Here is an 18,921-nt window from a genome sequence, read left to right on the forward strand (position 1 = left end):
GCCGTCCCCTAGTCCGCGTTGCGCGGGTTGAGCACATCGCGCAGGTGGTCGCCCACCAGGTTGATGGCGATGATGGCCAGCGCCAGCGCGATGCCGGGGAAGAAGGAAATCCAGTACTGCCCGGACAGCAGATACTCGAAGCCGTTGTAGATCAGCATGCCCAGCGAGGGCTCGGACACCGGCACGCCCACGCCCAGGAAGGACAGCGTGGCCTCCAGCGCGATGGCGTGCGCCAGGTCGATGGTGGCGATGACGATCAGGGGCGGCATGCAGTTGGGCAGCACATGGCGGAACAGCACGCGCCCCCAGCCCAGCGACATGCAGCGCGCGGCCTCGACGTATTCCTTGCCGCGCTCGACCAGCGCCGCGCCGCGCGCCGCCCGCGCGAAATAGGCCCACTGCACCACGATGAGCGCGATGATCACCTTGTCCACGCCCTTGCCCAGGATCGCCAGCAGCATCAGCGCCACCAGGATGGCCGGGAAGGACAGCTGGATGTCGACGATGCGCATCAGCAGCGCGTCGATGCGGCCGCCGAAGTAAGCCGCGATCAGCCCCACGGTCGCGCCGATGCCGAAGGCCGCCAGCACCGACACGGCCGCCACCAGCAGGCTGGTGCGCATGCCGTACAGGATGGCCGACAAGAGGTCGCGCGCCAGCCCGTCGGTGCCCAGCCAGTAGCGCATGGCGCCGTCGCCGCTTGCGCTGCCGGGCCTGAGCTTGGAATCCATGATGTCCAGCGCGGCCAGGTCATAGGGATTCTGCGGCGCGATCCAGGGCGCCAGCAGCGCAGCGCCCACGATCACGACCAGCATCACCAGGCCCAGCAGGGCCAGCTTGCTGGCGCAGAAATCCGACACGAAGCGACGCCAGGGCGTCTGTTCGGGGCGCGCGGCGGGCGCGCTGGCAATGGCGGGCGTGGTCATCGGCGGCCGTCCAGTCTGACGCGGGGATCCAGCACCGTGTAGATGATGTCCACCACGAGGTTGAGCATGACCAGGAAGAACACGATCAGGAGCAGATACGCCACCACCACCGGACGGTCCAGGTTGATGATGGAATCGATCAGCAGCTTGCCCATGCCCGGCCAGGAAAACACGGTCTCGGTGACCACCGCGAAGGCCATGACCTGGCCGAACTCCAGGCCGGCCACCGTCACCACGGGGATCAGGATGTTCTTGAGCAGGTGCACGCCCAGCACGCGGCGCTCGGACAGGCCCTTGGCGCGCGCGAACTTGATGTAGTCCATGGGCAGGGCCTCGCGCGTGGCGGCGCGCGTCACGCGGATGATCATGGCGCACTTGGCGAAGGCGATGGTGGCCGCGGGTAGCGCCAGGCTGGCCCAGCCGTCCAGCGTCAGCACGCTGAGCTGCAGCGAGCCGATGCTGACGGTCTGTCCGCGTCCGCCGGCCGGCACCCAGCCCAGCATCACGGCGAACACCATGATGAGCATCAGCCCGACCCAGAAGTTCGGCAGCGAGAAGCCCAGCACCGAGCCCGTCATGATGGCGCGCGAGCCGGGCGAACGCGGCTTCAGGCCCGCCAGGATGCCCAGCGGCACGCCGATCAGCACCGACAGCAGCATGGCCACCGAGGCCAGCTCCACCGTGGCCGGCATGCGCTCCAGGATCAGGCGCATGGCCGGCTCGCCGGTCAGGAAGCTGTTGCCGAAGTCGCCGCGCACCGCCTGGCCCATGAAGATCAGGTACTGCCGCCACAATGGCAGGTCCAGGCCCAGCGACGCGCGGATCGCCGCGCGCTGGGCCTCGGTGGCCTCCGGACTGGCCAGCATCGACACCGGATCGCCCACCATGTAGATGCCGGCGAACACCAGCGCCGACATCACCAGCATGACCACGACAGTCTGCAACAGCCTTCTTACGATAGTCGCCAGCACGTGAAACCGCCCGCTATGCGCGTTACTTCTTCAGGGTGGCGAACTGCGCGAGGGTGACCTGGTCGGGCCGGCCCTGGTAGCGGATGTCGCTCTTCATGGCCCACACCGACAGCTCGAAGTGCACCGGCAGCATCGCGTAGTCGTCCATGGCGATGTTGCTGGCGCGCGCGAGCAGGTCGGCGCGCTTGGCATCGTCCATGGTGGACGAGGCTTCCTTCACCAGCTCATCCATCTTGGGGTTGGAGTAGCGGCTGCGGTTGGTGGTGCCCAGGCCCGCTTCCGGATTGCGCGTCACCAGCAGCGCGGTCAGCGCGTTGGACATCTCGCCGCTGGTCACCGACCAGCCCGCCAGATAGGCCGAGAACGCATAGGAATCGCGGTTCTTGAAGAACACCGGCGGCGCCATCGCATCCACGCTGGTCTTCACGCCGATGCGCGTCCACATGGACGCGATCGCTTGCGCCACCTTGGAGTCGTTCACGTAGCGGCCCGAGGGCGAGCCCAGCGTGATCGAGAAGCCGTTGGGATAGCCGGCTTCCTTGAGCAGCGCCTTGGCCTTGTCCACATCGGCCTTGGGCGCCTTGGAATGCTCCTTGCTGGAACCGAACATGGGGTAGGGCAGCAGGTTGCCGGCGGGCAGCGCCACGCCGCCCATCACGCGCTCGACCAGCGCATCGCGGTTCAGCGCCAGCGACAGCGCCTCGCGCACGCGCTTGTCCTTCATCGGGTTCTTGTCCGTGCCCTGCACGCCGGGCGAGGGCTCGGCATGCTGGTCCAGCGCCACGTACACCACGCGCACCGAGGGGGTTTCCTCGACGTAGAGCTTCTTGTCGCCCTTGAGCTTGGGCAGGTCGTCGGTGGGGGGATCCTCGATCATGTCCACGTCGCCGGCCAGCAGCGCGGCCACGCGCGCGGCGGGATTGCTGATCGGGCGGTAGATCACCTTGTCCCACTCGGGCTTCTTGCCCCAGTAGCTGTCATTGCGCGCCAGCACGAACTCGGCGCCGCGCTTCCAGGACACGAACTTGTAGGGGCCGGTGCCCACCAGGCCGTCGCCGCTGTTCAGCTCGGTGGTGGTCTTGCCCTCGGCGGCCGGCCCGGAGGCGGCCTTCTTCGACATGATGGGCAGCTGCGCCAGGTTCACCAGCAGGTTCGGCGCCACGTCCTTGGTGGTGATGCGCAGCGTCATCGGATCGACGGCCTCGGTCTTGGCGACCGAGCCCAGGTACAGCGTGAAGGGCGAGGGGCTGTTCGGCACCTTGGGCACGCGGTCATAGGTGAAGACCACGTCCTCGGCGGTGAAGGGCGTGCCGTCCGAGAACTTCACGCCGGAGCGCAGCTTGAAGGTCCAGACCTTGCCGTCCACGGTCCAGGACTCGGCCAGCGCCGGCACCGGCTTCAACTGCGCGTCGGTGGCGACCAGGGTATCGAAGATGGTCTGGGAGATCTGCGTGTTCGGCGTCAGCGCGTGGTATTGCGGATCCATCGAAGACGGCTCGGTCTTGAGCGCGATCACCAGATCGCGCGCCATGGCCGCGCTACAGGCGCCGAACGCCAACACCACCGCGGCACTGCCGCAGGCCAATACACGCGAAAACCGAGATGCCATCGTGATCTCCCAGGATTGTTTCGGGTTTTGAACCTCTAGCCGGGCACATTAACCAGCAACCAAGCGCTCGCGCAACAGTTATATTCCCTTATTGTTATCGCCTCGCACTATTGATTGAGCCATGTCAGTCCACGCCCCCATCGCCGCCATCGCAACCGCACCAGGAAGGGGCGGCATCGGCGTCGTGCGCGTTTCCGGTGCGGACCTGTCCGGATTGGTGCGCGCATTGTTCCAGCGCGACCTCACGCCGCGCCACGCGCACTACCTGCCGTTCAAATCGACGGACGGCGAGCTGCTCGACGAAGGCATCGCGCTGTACTTCCGCGCCCCGCATTCCTATACCGGCGAGGACGTGCTGGAGCTGCAGGGCCACGGCGGCCCCGCCGTGCTGCGCCGCGTGCTCGACAGCTGCCTGGCCGCCGGCCGCGACCAGGGCCTGCGCCTGGCCGAGCCCGGCGAGTTCACCCGCCGCGCCTTCCTCAACGACCGCATGGACCTGGCCCAGGCCGAGGCCGTGGCCGACCTGATCGACGCGTCCTCGGTGGCCGCCGCGCGCGGCGCCATGGCCTCGCTGTCGGGCGAATTCTCGGCCCGCGTCAACGACCTGTCCGACCGCATCATCCACCTGCGCATGCTGGTCGAGGCCACGCTGGATTTCCCCGAAGAGGAAATCGACTTCCTTGAAAAATACCAGGCCCGCCCGACGCTGGACGCGCTGACCGCCGACCTCGGCCGCCTGATCGCCCAGGCCCGCCAGGGCGTGATCCTGCGCGAAGGCCTGCACGTGGTGCTGGCCGGCCAGCCCAACGTCGGCAAGTCCAGCCTGCTCAACGCGCTGGCCGGCGACGACATCGCCATCGTCACGCCCATCGCCGGCACCACGCGCGACAAGGTGGTGCAGGAAATCCATATCGACGGCGTGCCGCTGCACATCGTCGACACCGCCGGCCTGCGCGAGACCGAGGACACGGTGGAAAGCATTGGCATCGCCCGCAGCTGGCAGGAAATCGAACGCGCCGACCTCATCCTGCACCTGCAGGACGCCACCCAGCCGGGCGACGAACTCGACGCCCAGATCACCGCCCGCCTGCCGCCGCGCACGCCGATGCTGAAGGTGTTCAACAAGGTGGATCTGTTATCCACAGCTTTTTCCGCCGGGCCGGGCGAACTGGGCATCTCGGCCAAGCGCGGGTTGGGGCTGGATGCGCTGCGCGCGGAACTGCTGAAGATCGCGGGGTGGAATCCGGGCGCTGAATCGCCGTGGCTGGCGCGTGAACGGCATCTGCATGCGTTGCAGGCGGCGGCGGAGCATCTGGCGCTGGCGGGCGAACATGCGGAGCAGGATGATCGGGTGCTGGATCTGTTCGCCGAGGAACTGCGGCTGGCGCATGACAGCTTGTCGGGGATCACGGGGAAGTTCACCAGCGATGATTTGCTGGGGGAGATTTTTTCTAGTTTTTGTATTGGGAAGTAGCGCAAGGACGCATCACCCCAGGATCTGAAAGTCAGATCGGCGAGGCATGACTCCTTCCAGATTTGTCCTGTGATAGCAATACGGATTGGAAAGCCTGCTCACCGGGCATACCGTGCGAAACTGGGTCCCAGCTCCCAGGAAATTTGGCATGAATGACAAGAAACTGATTCGAAACAGCACTGCCGAGTTCCTGATCTTCACGAACCAGGCCGGAGAACAAGGCATTGAAGCCCGCTACGGCGACGAAACCGTTTGGCTGTCACAGAAGCTGATGGCCGAACTATTCGGCGTGGATGTACGAACAATCAGCGAACACCTAAAGAATGTATATGCCAGCCACGAGCTCACGCCCGAAGCAACTATCCGGAAATTCCGGATAGTTCAGAAGGAAGGCAAGAGAGAGGTATCGCGAGCAGTGGACTTCTATAATCTGGACGCCATAATTTCCGTAGGCTACCGGGTGAATTCGATACGTGCCACCCAGTTCCGACAATGGGCAACAAGCGTGTTGCGCGAGTTCGCGATCAAAGGCTATGTGCTGGATCGCCAACGCATGGAAAACGGTAGCTTCATAGGCGAAGACTACTTTGAGCGACTGCTCGCGGAGATCCGGGAGATTCGCCTGAGTGAACGCCGCTTCTACCAAAAAATCACCGATATCTACGCGACCAGTTTGGATTACAACCCGCATGCCCCCACGACCAAGGCATTCTTCGCCAAGGTGCAAAACAAGCTGCACTACGCCATTCATGGTCATACCGCCGCCGAATTGATTCGCAATCGGGCCGACAGCAAGAAACCCAATATGGGACTGACTGCCTGGGCCGGCATGCCTGCAGGGAAGATCCTCAAGAACGACGTATCCGTGGCCAAGAACTATCTGACCAAGGATGAGCTGGACTCACTGGGTCGTATTGTCAATTCATACCTGGAGCTGGCAGAAGACCGTGCTCGCCGCAAGATTCCCATGAGCATGGAAGATTGGGCCAACCGGCTTGACGCGTTCCTGGAATTCGACGAACGGGAGGTCCTGCAAGATGGCGGCAAGATTCCTGCGAAGCAGGCTCAAACCTACGCGGAAACCGAGTTTGAAAAGTACAGAATCGTACAAGACCAGCTGTTCGAAAGTGACTTTGACAAAGTCATGAATACACCGGCAACTGACGATTCTGAGCCTGCTATCAAGCAGGATGAGCTGACGACGTATTCCAAGTCCACGCACAAGCAACAACCCTAGGGTCAATGCCCACGATTAGCATGCCCCCGCGCATCGCCATCATCGGCGCCGGCACCGCCGGCCTGGCTTGTGCCATCGCGCTGGCGCGCGAAGGCGCCGAGGTCGACGTCTTCGAACGCCACCCCACGCTGGCCCCCGTGGGGGCCGGCATGCTGATCCAGCCGGGCGGATTGCTGGCCCTGCGCGAGCTGGGCGCCCTCGATGCCTTCGCCCAAGCCAGCGTGCCCATCCACCGTCTGGAGGGCCGCAGCCATCGTTCCTGGCTGCTGGTCGACATCCCCTATGCGCAAGACCTGCCGGCGCGCGCCGTCACGCGGCCCGCGATGACGCGGGTGTTGCAGCAGCGCGCGGGCGAACTGGGCGTGCGCCTGCATCTGGACGCGCCGATCGCCGCGCTGGAGCCCTCCCGCGATCGCGTGCTGCTGCGCAGGGGCGAACATGAGCAGGTCTATGAAGGCGCGGTGATCGCCAGCGGCTCGGGGTCCGACCTGGCGCAGCAATGCGGCCTGTCCGCGCCGACCTCGCCTTATGCCTGGGGCGCCCTGAACGGCATGATCAGCGTGGCGGACTGGCAATGGCCGACCATCCTGCATCAGCGCATGCACGGCCCGCGCAAGCTGTTCGGCCTGATGCCGTGCAGCTACACCGGCGCGCAACTGGACATCGCGATGTTCTGGAGCCTGCCCGTCGCCCGCCATGCGCAATGGCAGGCGTCGGACCTGGAAACGTGGAAGGCCGAGCTGGTCCGCTTTTGGCCGCAAAGCCGCCCCGTGGTGGACCAGATCCGCGATCACTCGCAGTTCAGCTTCGCCACTTATCGTCACGCCTGGCCCAAGCGGCTGGCGCAGGGCCGCATCTGCCTGGTGGGCGATGCCGCCCACGCCATGAGCCCGCAGCTGGGCCTGGGATCGACCTTGGCCATGGGCGACGCGCTGGCCCTGGCGCGCGGGCTGCGCCGCACGGGCGACATCGAAGCGGGGTTCCAGGCCTATGCGCGGGAACGGCGCAGGCGGGTGCAGGCCTTCCAGTTGCTGTCGCGCGCGCTCACGCCCTGTTTCCAGGCGGACCTGCCGGCATGGTGGCGCGATCTGGCGTTCGGGCTGAGCGTGCGGATTCCGGGGTTCAAGCGCCTGATGCGCGCCAGCGTCGGCGGCTGAGGCGGGCCGCGCGCAGCGAGCGCCGGGCGCGATGGTCCGCAGACCCGCCGCCTACCTCGCCATCACCGTCACCACCACATGCAGCACGAACTCCGGCCCATAGCAGGGCCGGCCGTCGCCGTGCTCCAGCCGCCAGATCGACGCCACCGTGCAGCTTTCCCTGGGCGCGGCGAACGACAGCTTCAGCCTGACGGGCTGCCCCGGCAGCGTGTCCGGCACGGCGATCTCGCGTTGCAGGCTGGCCAGGTGCACGTCCATGACGGCGCCCTGCAGGCGGCCCGCCGCGTCGCGGCGCGCGAGCACGTATTCGCCGTCCACGCGCGCGAGCCTGCGGCCGCGCCAGGGACGGCTGCCCAGGTTCTGGATTTCCCAGACCTTCTCGAACACTTCGCCCGGCAGCACCATGCCCTGGTCGGGCATGGTCACGTCGGCGTTGAACACGGCCACGTCGCGCGGGTCGTCCAGTCCCCGGGCCCGGTTGGTGGGCGCCAGCGTCGGCGCGCTTTGCGGCGCGCCCGACACGTCCGCGTAATAGCGGAACAGCAGCAGCGGCGACACGTCCAGCGCGCGCGACAGGCGCGCCAGGGTGCGCACGGACGGGTCCTGGGCGCGGCCTTCGGCCAGGGCATACAGGTGCGCGCGCGACAGGCTGGCCTCGCGGGCGATGGCGGTCATGGACTTGCCCAGCTCGCGGCCGCGCCGGGCGAGCAGCATGCGCAGGGTTTCCTGTTGCGTGACGGGCATGGTCGGCGGATTCCGGGAATTCGATCGTTGCGATTGTTCCATCGCGCGACGCGCGCGTGGCCCGCGCGGCGAGCGCGTCGGCATTGATCGTAAAGCAAAGCAGACAGTCCGTATTCCCCCGTGGACGGGCGGCCGGGGATAGTGGCAAGCCTTGCGCGGCGCCGCCGCGCGGCGGGCATTTTCTCGACCCACGGCTTATCCACAGATGACGCTTATCCACAGCGCGTCGCTTATCCACAGGAGCTTGCGCATGGCCCTTGCCGCTCACTTCACCGACGGACTGCTGCTCGGCCTGGGCCTGTTCGTCGCGCCGGGTCCGAAGGACACGCTGGTGCTGCGCCTGGGACTGGCCGGCGGCCCGCTGTGGCGCGCCGTGGCCATCTGCGTCGCCGCCGACGCGATCCAGATCGTGCTGGGCATGGCCGGGCTGGCGGCCGCGTTCTCGCGCCATCCGGCGGCGCTGTCGTTGCTGTTGCTGGCCGGCGGCGCGTATCTGCTGTGGTTCGCCGGCAGCCGCCTGCGCGCGGCCTGGCTGGGGCTGTCGGCGCAGGCCGCGCAGCACGTGGCGGCGGACCAGGGCGAGGCGCTGCGCAGCGTGGCGCGGCTCGGCTTCCTGAATCCCTATTCCTGGCTGGACACGGTCGTGCTGATCGGCCCGCTGGCGTTGGCTCGGCCACCCGCGGGCCAGCCCTGGTTCGCGCTGGGCACGATGGCGGCATCGCTGGCGTGGTTCGTCGTGCTGGCGCTGGCCAGCGCGCGGCTGGGCGGGGCGTTCCAGCGGGCCTGGACATGGCGGGCGCTGGACCTGGGCGTGACGGTGATCGTCAGCATCCTGGCCGTGGATATCTTCATGGACCTGGCGCGGCGGCACTGGACGGGCTGATCGGCGCGGCAGCGCGTGGACAGGTCCCGCCGACGCGCACGATCAACCGTCACAATCCGTTCAACACCCGCCGGCTCGCGGCGGCCTCATGGTCAGCCTCAAGCGCCGACCTGACGGCGCGCGGACCCGCTCAGTCGTGTCCGCCCAGCAGCGCGAAATACTGCTGCTCCGCGTTGACGATGAACGCCAGCATGGCCGTCTTGATCTTGCGTGGATCGCGTTCCAGGAAGCCCTCGAGCAGGACGCGCATGCCGTCGACCACGATCTTCTGCGTGCCCGGGTCGCTCAGCGTGCCCAGCCGCACCTGCTGCGCGTGGTCGGTGAAGCGGCGGATGGTGTCCTGCAGGCGCGCGTTCTGCACGGCGCCCAGCCAGACGTCGCGGAACTCCATGTTGGCCTCGATCATCAGCGCCGCGTCGCGCTTGTCGTGGGCCTTGCCGGCCTTCTGGAAGGCACGCTTGAGCGCGGCGTCCTGGCGGTCGTCCAGGATGGCGACGGCGCCCGCGGCCGCGCTGGGCTCGAGCAGGCGGCGCACTTCGAAGATCTCGTGGATGTCGTCGTTGGTCAGCGTGGGCGTGACGAAGCCGCGCGTGGTGCCGATCAGGTAGCCCTCGCTCACCAGCCGCAGCAGGGCCTGGCGCACGGGCATGCGGGTACAGTCGAATTCCTCGGCCACTTCGTAGTCCAGCACGCGGTCGTTCGGGCCGATCTCGCCGCGCTGCAGGCGCGAACGGATTTCCGCGTACACCGATTCGCTCAGCGTGGTCTGCTTGAGCGCGGTGCGGCGAGGCAATTTGACAACCTTGGCACTGTCTTGGGCCATCGTGAACTCCCGGTGGAACATGAATTCAGAATTCAAACGAGCCGGGGAATTATACGGTGGCGCGCAGGCTGCCGAAATTGCCATGGTGATAGACCAGGCTGGGTTGCAGCGCCGCGCCTTCGGCGGGCGTCACGCGCTCGACCGCGCCGATCACGATCAGGTGGCTGGCATGTTCGATCAGCTGGAACACGCGACACGAGAACGAGACCAGCGCGTCATCGAGCACGGGCGCCTGGCCATCGGGCCGCGACCATGCGCCCAGCGCGAAGCGCGCCTCCTGGTCCAGGCCCAGCATGCCGCCGAAGGCGCGCGCCAGCCGCTCATGGGCGGCGCCCAGCACATTGACGGAAAAGGCCATGCCGGGCGCGATGACGCGGCCCAGCGAGGTGTCGCGGTTGACGCAAGCCAGCAGCGCGGCCGGCTCGGCGCTGAGCGAGCAGACGGCGGTCGCCGCCAGCCCGATGGGCGCGCCATCGGCGCCGCTGGCGGCCAGCACGGTGACGGCGCCGGCCAGGTGGCGCATGCCGGCGCGGAACGCCTCGGGGGAAATGCCGGCGGCCGGCGCGCGGGGCAGGGCGGGAGCGCTCATGACGAACCTCACTCGACGCGCAGGCCGGCGTCGCGCAGCAGGGGCAGTACCCGTTCGCAGAAGTAGGGCAGCTCCTGCACGTAGTTGACGAAGGTGAGCGCAGCGCCGCCGAAGCCCGCTTCGTGCATGCGCGCCAGCTCGGCCGCGATCTGCTCGGGCGTGCCGACCAGCGGATAACTGCCGGTGCCGGCGGCGAAGCGCTGCCGGTACTGCTGGTAAGCCCGCGCGTCGTGGCTGTTGGAAAAGCCCTGCTTCTGCTTCATGTGATAGTCCACCGCCGCCGTGTCCTCGTGCACGCGCGAGTAATGCTCGTAGTAGTCACGCGCTTCCTGCTCGGTCTCGCGGCAGACCACGTGCGCGACCGTGTACACGCCCACGTCGCGCCCGGTCTTGAGCGCGCGGGCGCGCACATCGGCGATGTGCTGGCGGCCGCCTTCGATGTCGGTGAAGGTGGTGAAGAGGTAGTCGCAATACTGCGCGGCGAAGTCGCGGCCGGGTCCGCCGAAAGCGGCGTTCATGGTCACCGGGCGCGGCGACTGCAAGGCGGCCGGCTTGGAAACGGCTTGCTTGAGCTGGTAGTAGCGACCTTCGAAGTCCAGCGGTCCAGTCGCGTTGTAGAGGCTTTCCAGGATCTGCGCCCATTCGCCCGCCTGCACATACGGCGTATCGGTGAGCGTCTGGCCGAACATGGCGAACTCGTCGGGGTTCCAGCCGCAGACGATGTTCAGGCCGGCGCGCCCGTGGCTGATGTGATCGACCGTGGCCAGCGCCTTGGCCGCATACAGCGGATGCACCAGCGGCACGTGCACGGTCATGAACAGCGCGATGCGCTGCGTGACGGCGGCCAGCGCGGCGGCGAAGGTGAAGGTCTCGAACGACCACTCGCGCGCCTGTGTCGTGCCGCCAAAGCCCTTCCAGCGCGCGATGGGCAGGAAGAAGTCCATGCCGCCGCGATCGGCGATGACGGCGGCCTGCTGCACCTCGTCCCAGCGCGCGGCCCAGCGTTCCGGCACGGTGGTGAAGCTCAGGCCGCCGTCGGCGTTGGCCGAGAACACTCCCAGCTTGAATGGGTTCGGACCGCGCATGGGGTTGGGCAGCAAGGCGGGGCTCGCATGCGGACGGGCGATCGGATCGGGGATCTGGCTGGCGTGCTGGCTCATGGACGCTCCGTAGCGGAAAGGGCAGGCGGCGACTTGCCGCGAGGTGCGGGATGATGATCGCACAATAAAAGAATTCTGAATTCAATTTATAGAATCGATGGCGGATTGTCGATCAGCGCAATGACCGCCGCCATGCTCGGAATCCCTGAGGCGCTCAACCTCCTCTTCACGTTCGGATGCTCGTTTACCCGCGATTTCACGCTTGCCGGCCAAAACAGGTTTGACTTTTCGCAAAGGCATTCCTATGCTGAAAAAACGTACTGAATACTGAATTCAGAATAGATAAATCTGCGGCACCGGCGTCCTCGCCGCCTGCGGCACAGGAGCGCCATCCATGCTGTTTCCCTCCCTCAAGCCGATGCTGGCCGGCGACGGCTTCATCGACCTGATCTGGCTGTCGCTGGGCAGCGCGCCCATGGTGGCGTTCGCCGCGCATGCGCGGCCCGCCGCCATCGTGCTGGACCTGCAGCATGGCTTGTGGGAACGCGGCACGGTCGAGGCCGCCATCGCCTCGGCGGGCAATGTGCCGGTGATCGCCCGCTGCGCCGACAACACGCCCGCCGTCATCGCCCAGGCGCTGGATGCCGGCGCGGCCTCGGTACTGGTCCCGCTGATCGAGACCGTGGACGACGCGCGGCGCGCGCTGGACGCCAGCCGCTACCCGCCCCATGGCAGTCGCTCCGCCGGCGGCGTGCGGCCGCTGCTGGGCGGCATAGCCGCCATGCTGGACGCCGGCGCCCAGGTCGCGGTCGGCCTGATGATCGAGACCGTGACCGGCGTGGAGAACGCGGTGGCCATCGCGGCCCAGCCCGGCCTGGACTACCTGCTCATCGGCACCGGCGACCTGGCGCTGTCGCGCGGCACGTCCGACCCCGACATGATCGCGCTCGACTGCGCCCGCGTGCTGGCGGCGGCCCGCGAGCAGGGGCTGCCCTGCGGCATCTATACCGGCAGCGCCGAGGCGGCGCGCCAGGCCCATGGCCAGGGCTACCGCATGGCGGTGGCGGCCAGCGACATCGACCTGCTCAAGCAGGGATTCCAGTCCGCCGTCACGGCGGCCCGCCTTTCCACGAGAGAAGGAGCATCGACATGCTGAAAACCCTGGCACAAGCCTTGCAAAGCGGTTCCGTGCGCGTGGTGGACCTGAGCCAGACGCTGCACGCGCGCACGCCCATCATCCCGCTGCCGCCGCAATACGGGCAGAGCGCGCCGTTTCGCCTGGACGAGATCTCGAACTTCGACGAGCGCGGGCCGGCCTGGTACTGGAACAACATCTCCTGCGGCGAACACACGGGCACGCACTTCGACGCGCCGATCCACTGGATCACCGGCAAGGACTACCCGAAAAACACCACCGAAACGATAGACGTGCAGAAGCTGGTGGCGCCGGCCTGCGTCATCGACGTGTCGGCCGAGGCGCGCGACAACCCGGACTACCTGCTCACCATCGAGCGCGTCGAGCAATGGGAAGCCGAGCACGGCCGCATCGCGCCGGGCAGCTGGGTGCTGATGCGCACGGACTGGTCGCTGCGCGAAGATCCCGCCGCCTTTCTCAACCTGCGCGACGACGGCGCGCACACGCCGGGCGGCCATCCCGATCTGCCGGCCTTCCTGGCGCGCGAGCGCGACGTGGTGGGCTGGGGCACCGAAGGCGTGGGCACCGATGCCGGCCAGGCCCATGCCTTCACGCAGCCCTTTCCCTGCCACTCGGTGATGCACGGCAACAACCGCTACGGGCTTGCCAGCCTGGTGAACCTGGATCAGCTGCCGCCCACGGGCGCGATCCTGATCACGCCGCCCTTGAAGATCCGGCGCGGTTCGGGCAGCCCGTGCCGGGTGCTGGCGCTGGTCGAGGCATAGCGCGCCGGTTCGGGTTTTTCCCAAGCTCCCGCGCGTCCGAAAACACGCTTGCAAGGTTTGACTTTTGCCCGGGCCAGACCTAATCTTCACGCACAAAATAAAAACTGAATCCAGAATTCATAATCATGGGAGACAAGGCCATGAACCCCACCAGAGCATCGATCCTGACGATGCCCGATTCGCCCATCATCGATGTCTGGCGCCTGGGCCAGGGCCGTGACGACGTCATCGGCCTGTGGGCCGGCGAGAGCGACCTGCCCACGCCCAAGGCCTATAGCGACGCGGCGGCGCAGGCGCTGGCCGCGGGCCATACCTTCTACTCGCAGAACCGCGGCATTCCCGCGCTGCGCGCGGCCATCGCCGGCTACTACGAACGCCTCTGCGGCGTGCGGCTCGACGACGAACGCATCGCCGCCACCTGCGCCGGCATGAACGCCGTGATGCTGGTGGCGCAGGCCATCGTCGAGCCGGGCGACAACGTGGTCTGCGTCACGCCGTCCTGGCCCAATATCCTGCGCGCCATCACCATCGCCGGCGGCGAGGCGCGCGAAGTGGCGCTGGACCATGACGACAGCGGCTGGCATCTGGACCTGCAGCGCCTGTTCGACGCCTGCGACGGCCGCACCCGCGCCATCTACTACGCCTCGCCCGGCAACCCCACCGGCTGGATGCTCGAAGACGCGCAGCAGCGCGAGCTGCTGGCCTGGGCGCGCGAGCGCGGCATCGCCATCATCGCCGACGAGGTCTATCAACGCATCGTCTACGACCGCCCCCACGCGCCGTCCATCCTGGAAATCGCCGCGCCGGACGACCCGGTCTTCGTGGTCAACAGCTTTTCCAAGTCCTGGGCCATGACGGGCTGGCGCATGGGCTGGCTGATCTATCCGAGCGGCATGATCGACACCTTCGAGAAACTGATCCAGTTCAACACCAGCGGCGGCCAGGCCTTCCTGCAGGCCGGCGGCGTGGTCGCGCTGAACGAGGGCGAAGCCTTCGTGCGTTCGTTCGTCGAGCGCTGCCGCGGCGGCCGCGCCATCGTGCTGGACCGGCTGAGGGCGCTGGATCGCGTGCGCATCGTGCCCAACAAGGCGTCCTTCTACGTGATGTTCGACGTGGACGGCATCGACGACTCGCTGGCGTTCTGCAAGCGCGCCGTGCACGAGGCCGGCGTCGGCCTGGCGCCGGGCATCGCCTTCGGCGCGGCATCCGCGCGCCAGATCCGCCTGTGCTACGCGCGCAGCGACGCCCAGCTCACCGAGGCCATGGACCGCCTCTCCGCTTTCATCCACCGCGCGCGCTGAACCGCCGCGGACCGGCCGGCCGCCTCATGCCGCGGCCGGCGCATTGCGCCGTCTTCGCTGTTCCACATACCGACAATCAGGGGAAGGTAGACCATGCAACGCAATCTCCGCGCGGCCGCGACGGCCGCGGGCTTGGCTTTGTGCGCCTGTGCGCAGGCCCAGGGCGCCAGCAACGTAACGCTGTACGGGATCATCGACCAGAGCATCCGCTACACCAATCACGTCGATGACGGCGGCGGCTCCAAGCTGCAGCTCGCCAACGGCGCCATCACCAACAGCCGCTTCGGCCTGAAGGGCGAGGAAGACCTGGGCGACGGCAGCCGCGCCGTGTTCCGCCTGGAGAACGGCTTCGATCCGCAGACCGGCATGGCCAACCAGAACGGCCGGCTGTTCGGACGCTATGCCTACGTGGGCCTGTCCAACGACCGCTGGGGCACGCTGACGGCGGGCCGCCAGGGCGCCGAGTCCTTCAACTTCTTCGGCGAGTTCGACCCGCTGACCGTGGGCAACTACATGGGCAATTCCTGGCCCTTCCTGATCACGGTCGGACGCCTGGACAACCTGCTGACCTACGCGGGCAAGTTCGGCGGCCTGAACCTGGGCCTGACCTACGGCTTCGGCAACCAGTTCGGCAGCATGCGGCGCGGCAGCTACTGGGGCGCGCGCGCATCCTACGACGCCGGCCCGCTGAGCTTCGGCGGCACCTACCAGGAAATGCGCGACCCCGACGACCGCGCCCAGCGCATGTGGGGCCTGGGCGCGCGCTACGCGCTGGACGCCGCCAGGCTCTTCGTCGGCTACATGGGCGGACGCGACGCCAGCGGCTTCGTCGACAGCCTGCTGAACGCGCCGACGCGCACCGTCGCGCAGGGCTCGCCCAGCGCCAACCCGCGCAAGGACATGACGCTGTACACCGGCCTGACCTACCAGGCCACGCCGCGCCTGGCGTTGACCGGCGCCTACTACTACAGCGACGCCAAGAACATCAACGGCTTCGAGGGCAACCGGGGCAAGCGCCACGCCGCCGTGCTGCTGGCCGAATACAGCCTGTCCAAGCGCACCCAGGTGTACGGCACGGTGGACTTCAACCGGACCAGCGGCGGCGCCAACGCCGAGATGCCGGGCAAGAACAACCAGACCGGCCTGGGCATCGGCCTGCGCCACATCTTCTGACGGCGGGCCACGCCCGCGACATCCAAGGATCCCCATGAGCACGACACCCCAGGAACCCGACAAGGCCGGCTGGCTGCTGTACCACTCGGTCGGCATGTTCCCCGGCCAGCAAGCCGCCATGCGCGCGGCGCTGGAAGGCTTCACGACCAGCTGGTGCAGGCCCGGCCTGCAACGCTGGGACGACGGCCTGGCGGCGCGCCGCCAGGTGCTGGACCTGTATGCCAGCCTGCTGCGCGCGCCGGCCGACGCGGTCTACGCGGCCGAGAACGTGACCCAGGCCTTCGCGCAGTTCGTCGGCGCGCTGGGCCGTACCCGGCTGGCCGGCAAGCGCGTGCTGATCGCCGCCGACTGCTTCCCCAGCCTGCACTACATGCTGACCGGCCTGGCGCCGCTGCTGGGCTACACGCTGGACACGGTGCCGGTGGACGCGGCCGCCGGCTATGTCACCGACGACGGCTATATCGCGCGCTGGCAGGACGACGTGGCGCTGGCCATCATCACCCTGGTCACCTCGACCGCGTCCAAGCGCGCCGGCCTGCAAAGGCTGGCCACCCATGGCCGCGCGCAGGGCAGCCTGATCGCGGTGGACATCACCCAGGCCGCCGGCATCGTCGACGTGGACGTCAGCGCCCCCGCCATCGACTTCGCCGCCACCACCACGCTCAAGTGGCTCTGCGGCGCGCCCGGCGCGGGCCTAGCCTACATCAACCCGGCGCTGCTGGACGAGCGCCTGCAGCCGCTGGTGCAGGGCTGGTTCAGCCAGCCCGACCCCTTCAACTGGGACCTGGACAAATACGCGCTGGCCACACAGGCGCGCCGCTTCGACAACGGCACGCCGTCCTTCCTGCCCTATGTGGCCTCGGCGCCGGGATTGTCGTGGCTGCTGTCGCCAGCGGCGGACGGCATGCGCGCGCACAACCAGGCGCTGTCGCGCAAGCTGATCGCGCTGGCCGACGCCAAGGGCTACCGGCTGCGCTCGCCGCGCGACGCCAGCGAACGCGGCGGCAGCGTCATGGTCGAGCTGCCCGCGCATATCGACGCGCAGGCGCTGGAGGCGCGCCTGGCAACCGAGGGCGTGCTGGCCGACACGCGCGGCCAGGTGCTGCGCCTGTCGCCGGGCGTGCTGACGCAGGCCGCCGTGATCGACGAACTGGAACGCCTGCTGCCCGCGGCCTGATCGCCCTGGCCTGAAAACACCCATCGCATCCATCGCACACCGCATACACAGACTAGGGGAACGCGGCATGGAATCATCCAACATCACCACGCGCGAGGCCGGCCTGCACAAGGCGCTGACCAAGCGCCAGATCACCATGATCGCCATCGGCGGCGCCATCGGCACCGGGCTCTTCATGGGCAGCGGCATCGCCATCGGCTACGCCGGGCCGGCGGTATTGATCAGCTACGCCATCGCCGCGCTGATCGCGGTCATCATGGTGTTCAGCCTGGCCGAGATGGCGGTGGCGCATCCGTCGGCCGGCTCGTTCGGCACCTACGCCGAGATGTACCTGAACCGCTGGGCCGGCTTCGTGGTGCGCTATACCTACTGGATCATCCAGGTCGTGGCCGTGGGCGGCGAGGCGGTGGCGGTGGGGCTGTACATGACCTACTGGTTCCCCGGCACGCCGGTATGGATGTGGTCGGCGGCGTTCGGGCTGATCCTGATCTACGTGAACTGCAAATCGGTGGCCAACTTCGGCTCGTTCGAATACTGGTTCGCGCTGATCAAGGTCGCCGCCATCATGGCCTTCATCGTCATCGGACTGGCGCACGTGTTCGGCATCGGCACCGGCCGTCCGCCGGTCGGCATGCACAACCTGACGGGACTGGAGGGCGGTTTCATGCCGCACGGCTTGGGCGGCGTATGGATGGGCGTGCTGATGGCGATCTTCTCGTTCTACGGCGTGGAGATCGTGGCCGTGACCTCGGGCGAGGCGGAGAACCCCAAGCAGGCCATCCCGCACGCGCTCAAGTCCATGGTGCTGCGGCTGACGCTGTTCTATGTGCTGGCGCTGGGCATCATGGTGGCCTATCTGCCCTGGACCGAGGCGGGCGCGAAGGTGGTGCAGCAAAGCCCCTTCGTGAAGCTGTTCGCGCACGCCGGCATCGCGCAGGCGGCGGGCATCATGAACTTCGTGGTGATCACCGCCGCGCTGTCCAGCATGAACACCAACATCTACCTGTCCTCGCGCATGCTGTTCTCGCTGTCGCGCGGTGGCTATGCGCCGGGCTTCGTCGGCAAGCTCACCGCCAACGGCACGCCGCTGCGCGCCACGCTGATCTCCGGCGCGGGCGTGCTGGCCACCACCAGCGTGTCCTTCTTCAGCCCGCACGCCTACAACTACCTGTTCGGCGTGGCGCTGTTCGGCGGCATCTTCGTCTGGATCATGATCCTGGTCACGCACCTGCGCTTCCGTCGCGCCTGGCGCGGCGCCGCGCTGCCGGTGCGCATGCCGCTGTTTCCCATCGCCCAGATCACCGGCATCGCGCTGCTGGTCGGGATCCTGGTCACGATGGGGCTGGACACCGAGTTCTGGAACATCTCGTGGATCATCGGCATCCCATGGCTGATCGGGGTGTCGCTGGCGTATGTGTTCTGGCGCAGGCGGCAGGGACCGACCGGCGCGCCGGCGGTGGCACGGGGGTAGGGCATGACAATTCCCGGGAGGCGGCCAATCCGTCGTCCCCGGGCCTCGTTCCGCGCAGAACGGGTCTGCCGATATGGTGGAAAAAGCAGGTTTGCCGTCGTGTCCCATAGGGAAAAACGGCTACTTGCCCACACCCTGTCCACACACTGCGCACAGCCTGCCAACAGCTTGATCACAGACTAGCCAACAGGCTTATCCACAGGCATTCGGCCCGATTTCCCTGGCGCGGCGTGCTTCAGGACGGATCCGTCCCCGTTCCTCCACAGCCTATTTTTCCTGCGCTCCGGTACAAGCCAGCGCCGCCCCCCGCTCATTAACGTAGCCCCATGGCCGTCCTCGAAGACGGCGCTCGATCAAGGGGAACAT

17 protein-coding genes are annotated in these 18,921 nt (G+C 67.5%); 10 read left to right on the forward strand and 7 right to left on the reverse strand.

Annotation, left to right across the window (positions count from 1 at the left end):
- Positions 1-8: 8 nt before the first annotated feature.
- The 3 genes from AC6LJ9_RS02700 to AC6LJ9_RS02710 are packed head-to-tail and all read right to left on the reverse strand — an operon-like array spanning position 9 to position 3,506.
- Positions 9-926: an ABC transporter permease gene (locus AC6LJ9_RS02700; protein WP_103271800.1), complete on the reverse strand. Its 918-nt coding sequence runs from the start codon at positions 924-926 to the stop codon at positions 9-11.
- On the reverse strand, positions 923-1,897 hold the full coding sequence (locus AC6LJ9_RS02705; RefSeq protein ID WP_212313133.1) for an ABC transporter permease: 975 nt from the start codon (positions 1,895-1,897) through the stop codon (positions 923-925). Before AC6LJ9_RS02705 ends, AC6LJ9_RS02700 begins: the two co-directional genes overlap by 4 nt.
- 22 nt (positions 1,898-1,919) lie before the next feature.
- Positions 1,920-3,506, reverse strand: coding sequence for an ABC transporter substrate-binding protein (locus AC6LJ9_RS02710; protein ID WP_498146347.1), 1,587 nt, complete (start codon positions 3,504-3,506; stop codon positions 1,920-1,922).
- Between the two features lie 121 nt (positions 3,507-3,627).
- Between AC6LJ9_RS02710 and mnmE the strand changes: the two genes are divergently transcribed.
- From mnmE to AC6LJ9_RS02725, 3 genes are all read left to right on the forward strand, one after another.
- Positions 3,628-4,980: a tRNA uridine-5-carboxymethylaminomethyl(34) synthesis GTPase MnmE gene (gene mnmE / locus AC6LJ9_RS02715; RefSeq protein ID WP_498146348.1), complete on the forward strand. Its 1,353-nt coding sequence runs from the start codon at positions 3,628-3,630 to the stop codon at positions 4,978-4,980.
- 148 nt (positions 4,981-5,128) lie between these two features.
- Positions 5,129-6,217 carry a virulence RhuM family protein gene (locus AC6LJ9_RS02720; RefSeq protein WP_498146349.1) on the forward strand — a complete coding sequence of 363 codons (1,089 nt, stop codon included), beginning with the start codon at positions 5,129-5,131 and terminating at the stop codon, positions 6,215-6,217.
- A gap of 20 nt (positions 6,218-6,237) precedes the next feature.
- Positions 6,238-7,374, forward strand: coding sequence for an FAD-dependent oxidoreductase (locus tag AC6LJ9_RS02725; RefSeq protein ID WP_498146350.1), 1,137 nt, complete (start codon positions 6,238-6,240; stop codon positions 7,372-7,374).
- A gap of 51 nt (positions 7,375-7,425) precedes the next feature.
- Here the strand turns inward: AC6LJ9_RS02725 and AC6LJ9_RS02730 are convergent, their stop codons facing one another.
- Positions 7,426-8,118 (reverse strand): NBR1-Ig-like domain-containing protein, encoded by a 693-nt coding sequence (locus AC6LJ9_RS02730; protein WP_498146351.1) that lies wholly within the window; start codon positions 8,116-8,118, stop codon positions 7,426-7,428.
- 250 nt (positions 8,119-8,368) lie between these two features.
- On the opposite strand from AC6LJ9_RS02730, the gene AC6LJ9_RS02735 reads away from it, so the two are divergent.
- On the forward strand, positions 8,369-9,001 hold the full coding sequence (locus tag AC6LJ9_RS02735) for a LysE/ArgO family amino acid transporter (protein WP_498146352.1): 633 nt from the start codon (positions 8,369-8,371) through the stop codon (positions 8,999-9,001).
- Positions 9,002-9,131: 130 nt separating this feature from the next.
- Here the strand turns inward: AC6LJ9_RS02735 and AC6LJ9_RS02740 are convergent, their stop codons facing one another.
- From AC6LJ9_RS02740 to AC6LJ9_RS02750, 3 genes are read right to left on the reverse strand one after another with little or no spacing between them, the layout of a single operon-like run.
- Positions 9,132-9,824 (reverse strand): GntR family transcriptional regulator, encoded by a 693-nt coding sequence (locus AC6LJ9_RS02740; protein ID WP_498146353.1) that lies wholly within the window; start codon positions 9,822-9,824, stop codon positions 9,132-9,134.
- Between the two features lie 49 nt (positions 9,825-9,873).
- Positions 9,874-10,413: a flavin reductase family protein gene (locus AC6LJ9_RS02745; protein ID WP_498146354.1), complete on the reverse strand. Its 540-nt coding sequence runs from the start codon at positions 10,411-10,413 to the stop codon at positions 9,874-9,876.
- An 8-nt stretch (positions 10,414-10,421) separates the two neighbouring features.
- The gene (locus AC6LJ9_RS02750) at positions 10,422-11,573 is read right to left on the reverse strand and encodes an LLM class flavin-dependent oxidoreductase (RefSeq protein WP_498146355.1); all 1,152 of its coding nucleotides are present in this window, start codon (positions 11,571-11,573) and stop codon (positions 10,422-10,424) included.
- Between the two features lie 334 nt (positions 11,574-11,907).
- On the opposite strand from AC6LJ9_RS02750, the gene AC6LJ9_RS02755 reads away from it, so the two are divergent.
- The 6 genes from AC6LJ9_RS02755 to AC6LJ9_RS02780 all read left to right on the forward strand — a co-directional run bounded on the left by AC6LJ9_RS02755 (position 11,908) and on the right by AC6LJ9_RS02780 (position 18,555).
- The gene (locus AC6LJ9_RS02755; RefSeq protein WP_498146356.1) at positions 11,908-12,669 is read left to right on the forward strand and encodes an HpcH/HpaI aldolase family protein; all 762 of its coding nucleotides are present in this window, start codon (positions 11,908-11,910) and stop codon (positions 12,667-12,669) included.
- Positions 12,663-13,433 (forward strand): cyclase family protein, encoded by a 771-nt coding sequence (locus AC6LJ9_RS02760; protein WP_498146357.1) that lies wholly within the window; start codon positions 12,663-12,665, stop codon positions 13,431-13,433. The genes AC6LJ9_RS02755 and AC6LJ9_RS02760 overlap by 7 nt, the downstream gene beginning before the upstream one ends.
- Before the next feature lie 140 nt (positions 13,434-13,573).
- On the forward strand, positions 13,574-14,734 hold the full coding sequence (locus AC6LJ9_RS02765; RefSeq protein ID WP_498146358.1) for a pyridoxal phosphate-dependent aminotransferase: 1,161 nt from the start codon (positions 13,574-13,576) through the stop codon (positions 14,732-14,734).
- Between the two features lie 93 nt (positions 14,735-14,827).
- Positions 14,828-15,907 (forward strand): porin, encoded by a 1,080-nt coding sequence (locus AC6LJ9_RS02770; protein ID WP_498146359.1) that lies wholly within the window; start codon positions 14,828-14,830, stop codon positions 15,905-15,907.
- Positions 15,908-15,941: 34 nt separating this feature from the next.
- Positions 15,942-17,084 carry an aminotransferase class V-fold PLP-dependent enzyme gene (locus tag AC6LJ9_RS02775; protein ID WP_498146360.1) on the forward strand — a complete coding sequence of 381 codons (1,143 nt, stop codon included), beginning with the start codon at positions 15,942-15,944 and terminating at the stop codon, positions 17,082-17,084.
- Between the two features lie 67 nt (positions 17,085-17,151).
- Positions 17,152-18,555 (forward strand): amino acid permease, encoded by a 1,404-nt coding sequence (locus AC6LJ9_RS02780; protein ID WP_498146361.1) that lies wholly within the window; start codon positions 17,152-17,154, stop codon positions 18,553-18,555.
- Positions 18,556-18,921: the final 366 nt, after the last annotated feature.

This window comes from Achromobacter sp. 1011811831, assembly GCF_059760905.1.

Bases quoted from the DNA above. Each gene is read 5' to 3' on its own strand.
- AC6LJ9_RS02700 (WP_103271800.1), bottom strand. From the start codon at position 926: ATGACCACGCCCGCCATTGCCAGCGCGCCCGCCGCGCGCCCCGAACAG.
- AC6LJ9_RS02710 (WP_498146347.1), bottom strand. From the start codon at position 3,506: ATGGCATCTCGGTTTTCGCGTGTATTGGCCTGCGGCAGTGCCGCGGTG.
- mnmE (WP_498146348.1), top strand. From the start codon at position 3,628: ATGTCAGTCCACGCCCCCATCGCCGCCATCGCAACCGCACCAGGAAGG.
- AC6LJ9_RS02720 (WP_498146349.1), top strand. From the start codon at position 5,129: ATGAATGACAAGAAACTGATTCGAAACAGCACTGCCGAGTTCCTGATC.
- AC6LJ9_RS02725 (WP_498146350.1), top strand. From the start codon at position 6,238: ATGCCCCCGCGCATCGCCATCATCGGCGCCGGCACCGCCGGCCTGGCT.
- AC6LJ9_RS02730 (WP_498146351.1), bottom strand. From the start codon at position 8,118: ATGCCCGTCACGCAACAGGAAACCCTGCGCATGCTGCTCGCCCGGCGC.
- AC6LJ9_RS02735 (WP_498146352.1), top strand. From the start codon at position 8,369: ATGGCCCTTGCCGCTCACTTCACCGACGGACTGCTGCTCGGCCTGGGC.
- AC6LJ9_RS02740 (WP_498146353.1), bottom strand. From the start codon at position 9,824: ATGGCCCAAGACAGTGCCAAGGTTGTCAAATTGCCTCGCCGCACCGCG.
- AC6LJ9_RS02745 (WP_498146354.1), bottom strand. From the start codon at position 10,413: ATGAGCGCTCCCGCCCTGCCCCGCGCGCCGGCCGCCGGCATTTCCCCC.
- AC6LJ9_RS02750 (WP_498146355.1), bottom strand. From the start codon at position 11,573: ATGAGCCAGCACGCCAGCCAGATCCCCGATCCGATCGCCCGTCCGCAT.
- AC6LJ9_RS02755 (WP_498146356.1), top strand. From the start codon at position 11,908: ATGCTGTTTCCCTCCCTCAAGCCGATGCTGGCCGGCGACGGCTTCATC.
- AC6LJ9_RS02760 (WP_498146357.1), top strand. From the start codon at position 12,663: ATGCTGAAAACCCTGGCACAAGCCTTGCAAAGCGGTTCCGTGCGCGTG.
- AC6LJ9_RS02765 (WP_498146358.1), top strand. From the start codon at position 13,574: ATGAACCCCACCAGAGCATCGATCCTGACGATGCCCGATTCGCCCATC.
- AC6LJ9_RS02770 (WP_498146359.1), top strand. From the start codon at position 14,828: ATGCAACGCAATCTCCGCGCGGCCGCGACGGCCGCGGGCTTGGCTTTG.
- AC6LJ9_RS02775 (WP_498146360.1), top strand. From the start codon at position 15,942: ATGAGCACGACACCCCAGGAACCCGACAAGGCCGGCTGGCTGCTGTAC.
- AC6LJ9_RS02780 (WP_498146361.1), top strand. From the start codon at position 17,152: ATGGAATCATCCAACATCACCACGCGCGAGGCCGGCCTGCACAAGGCG.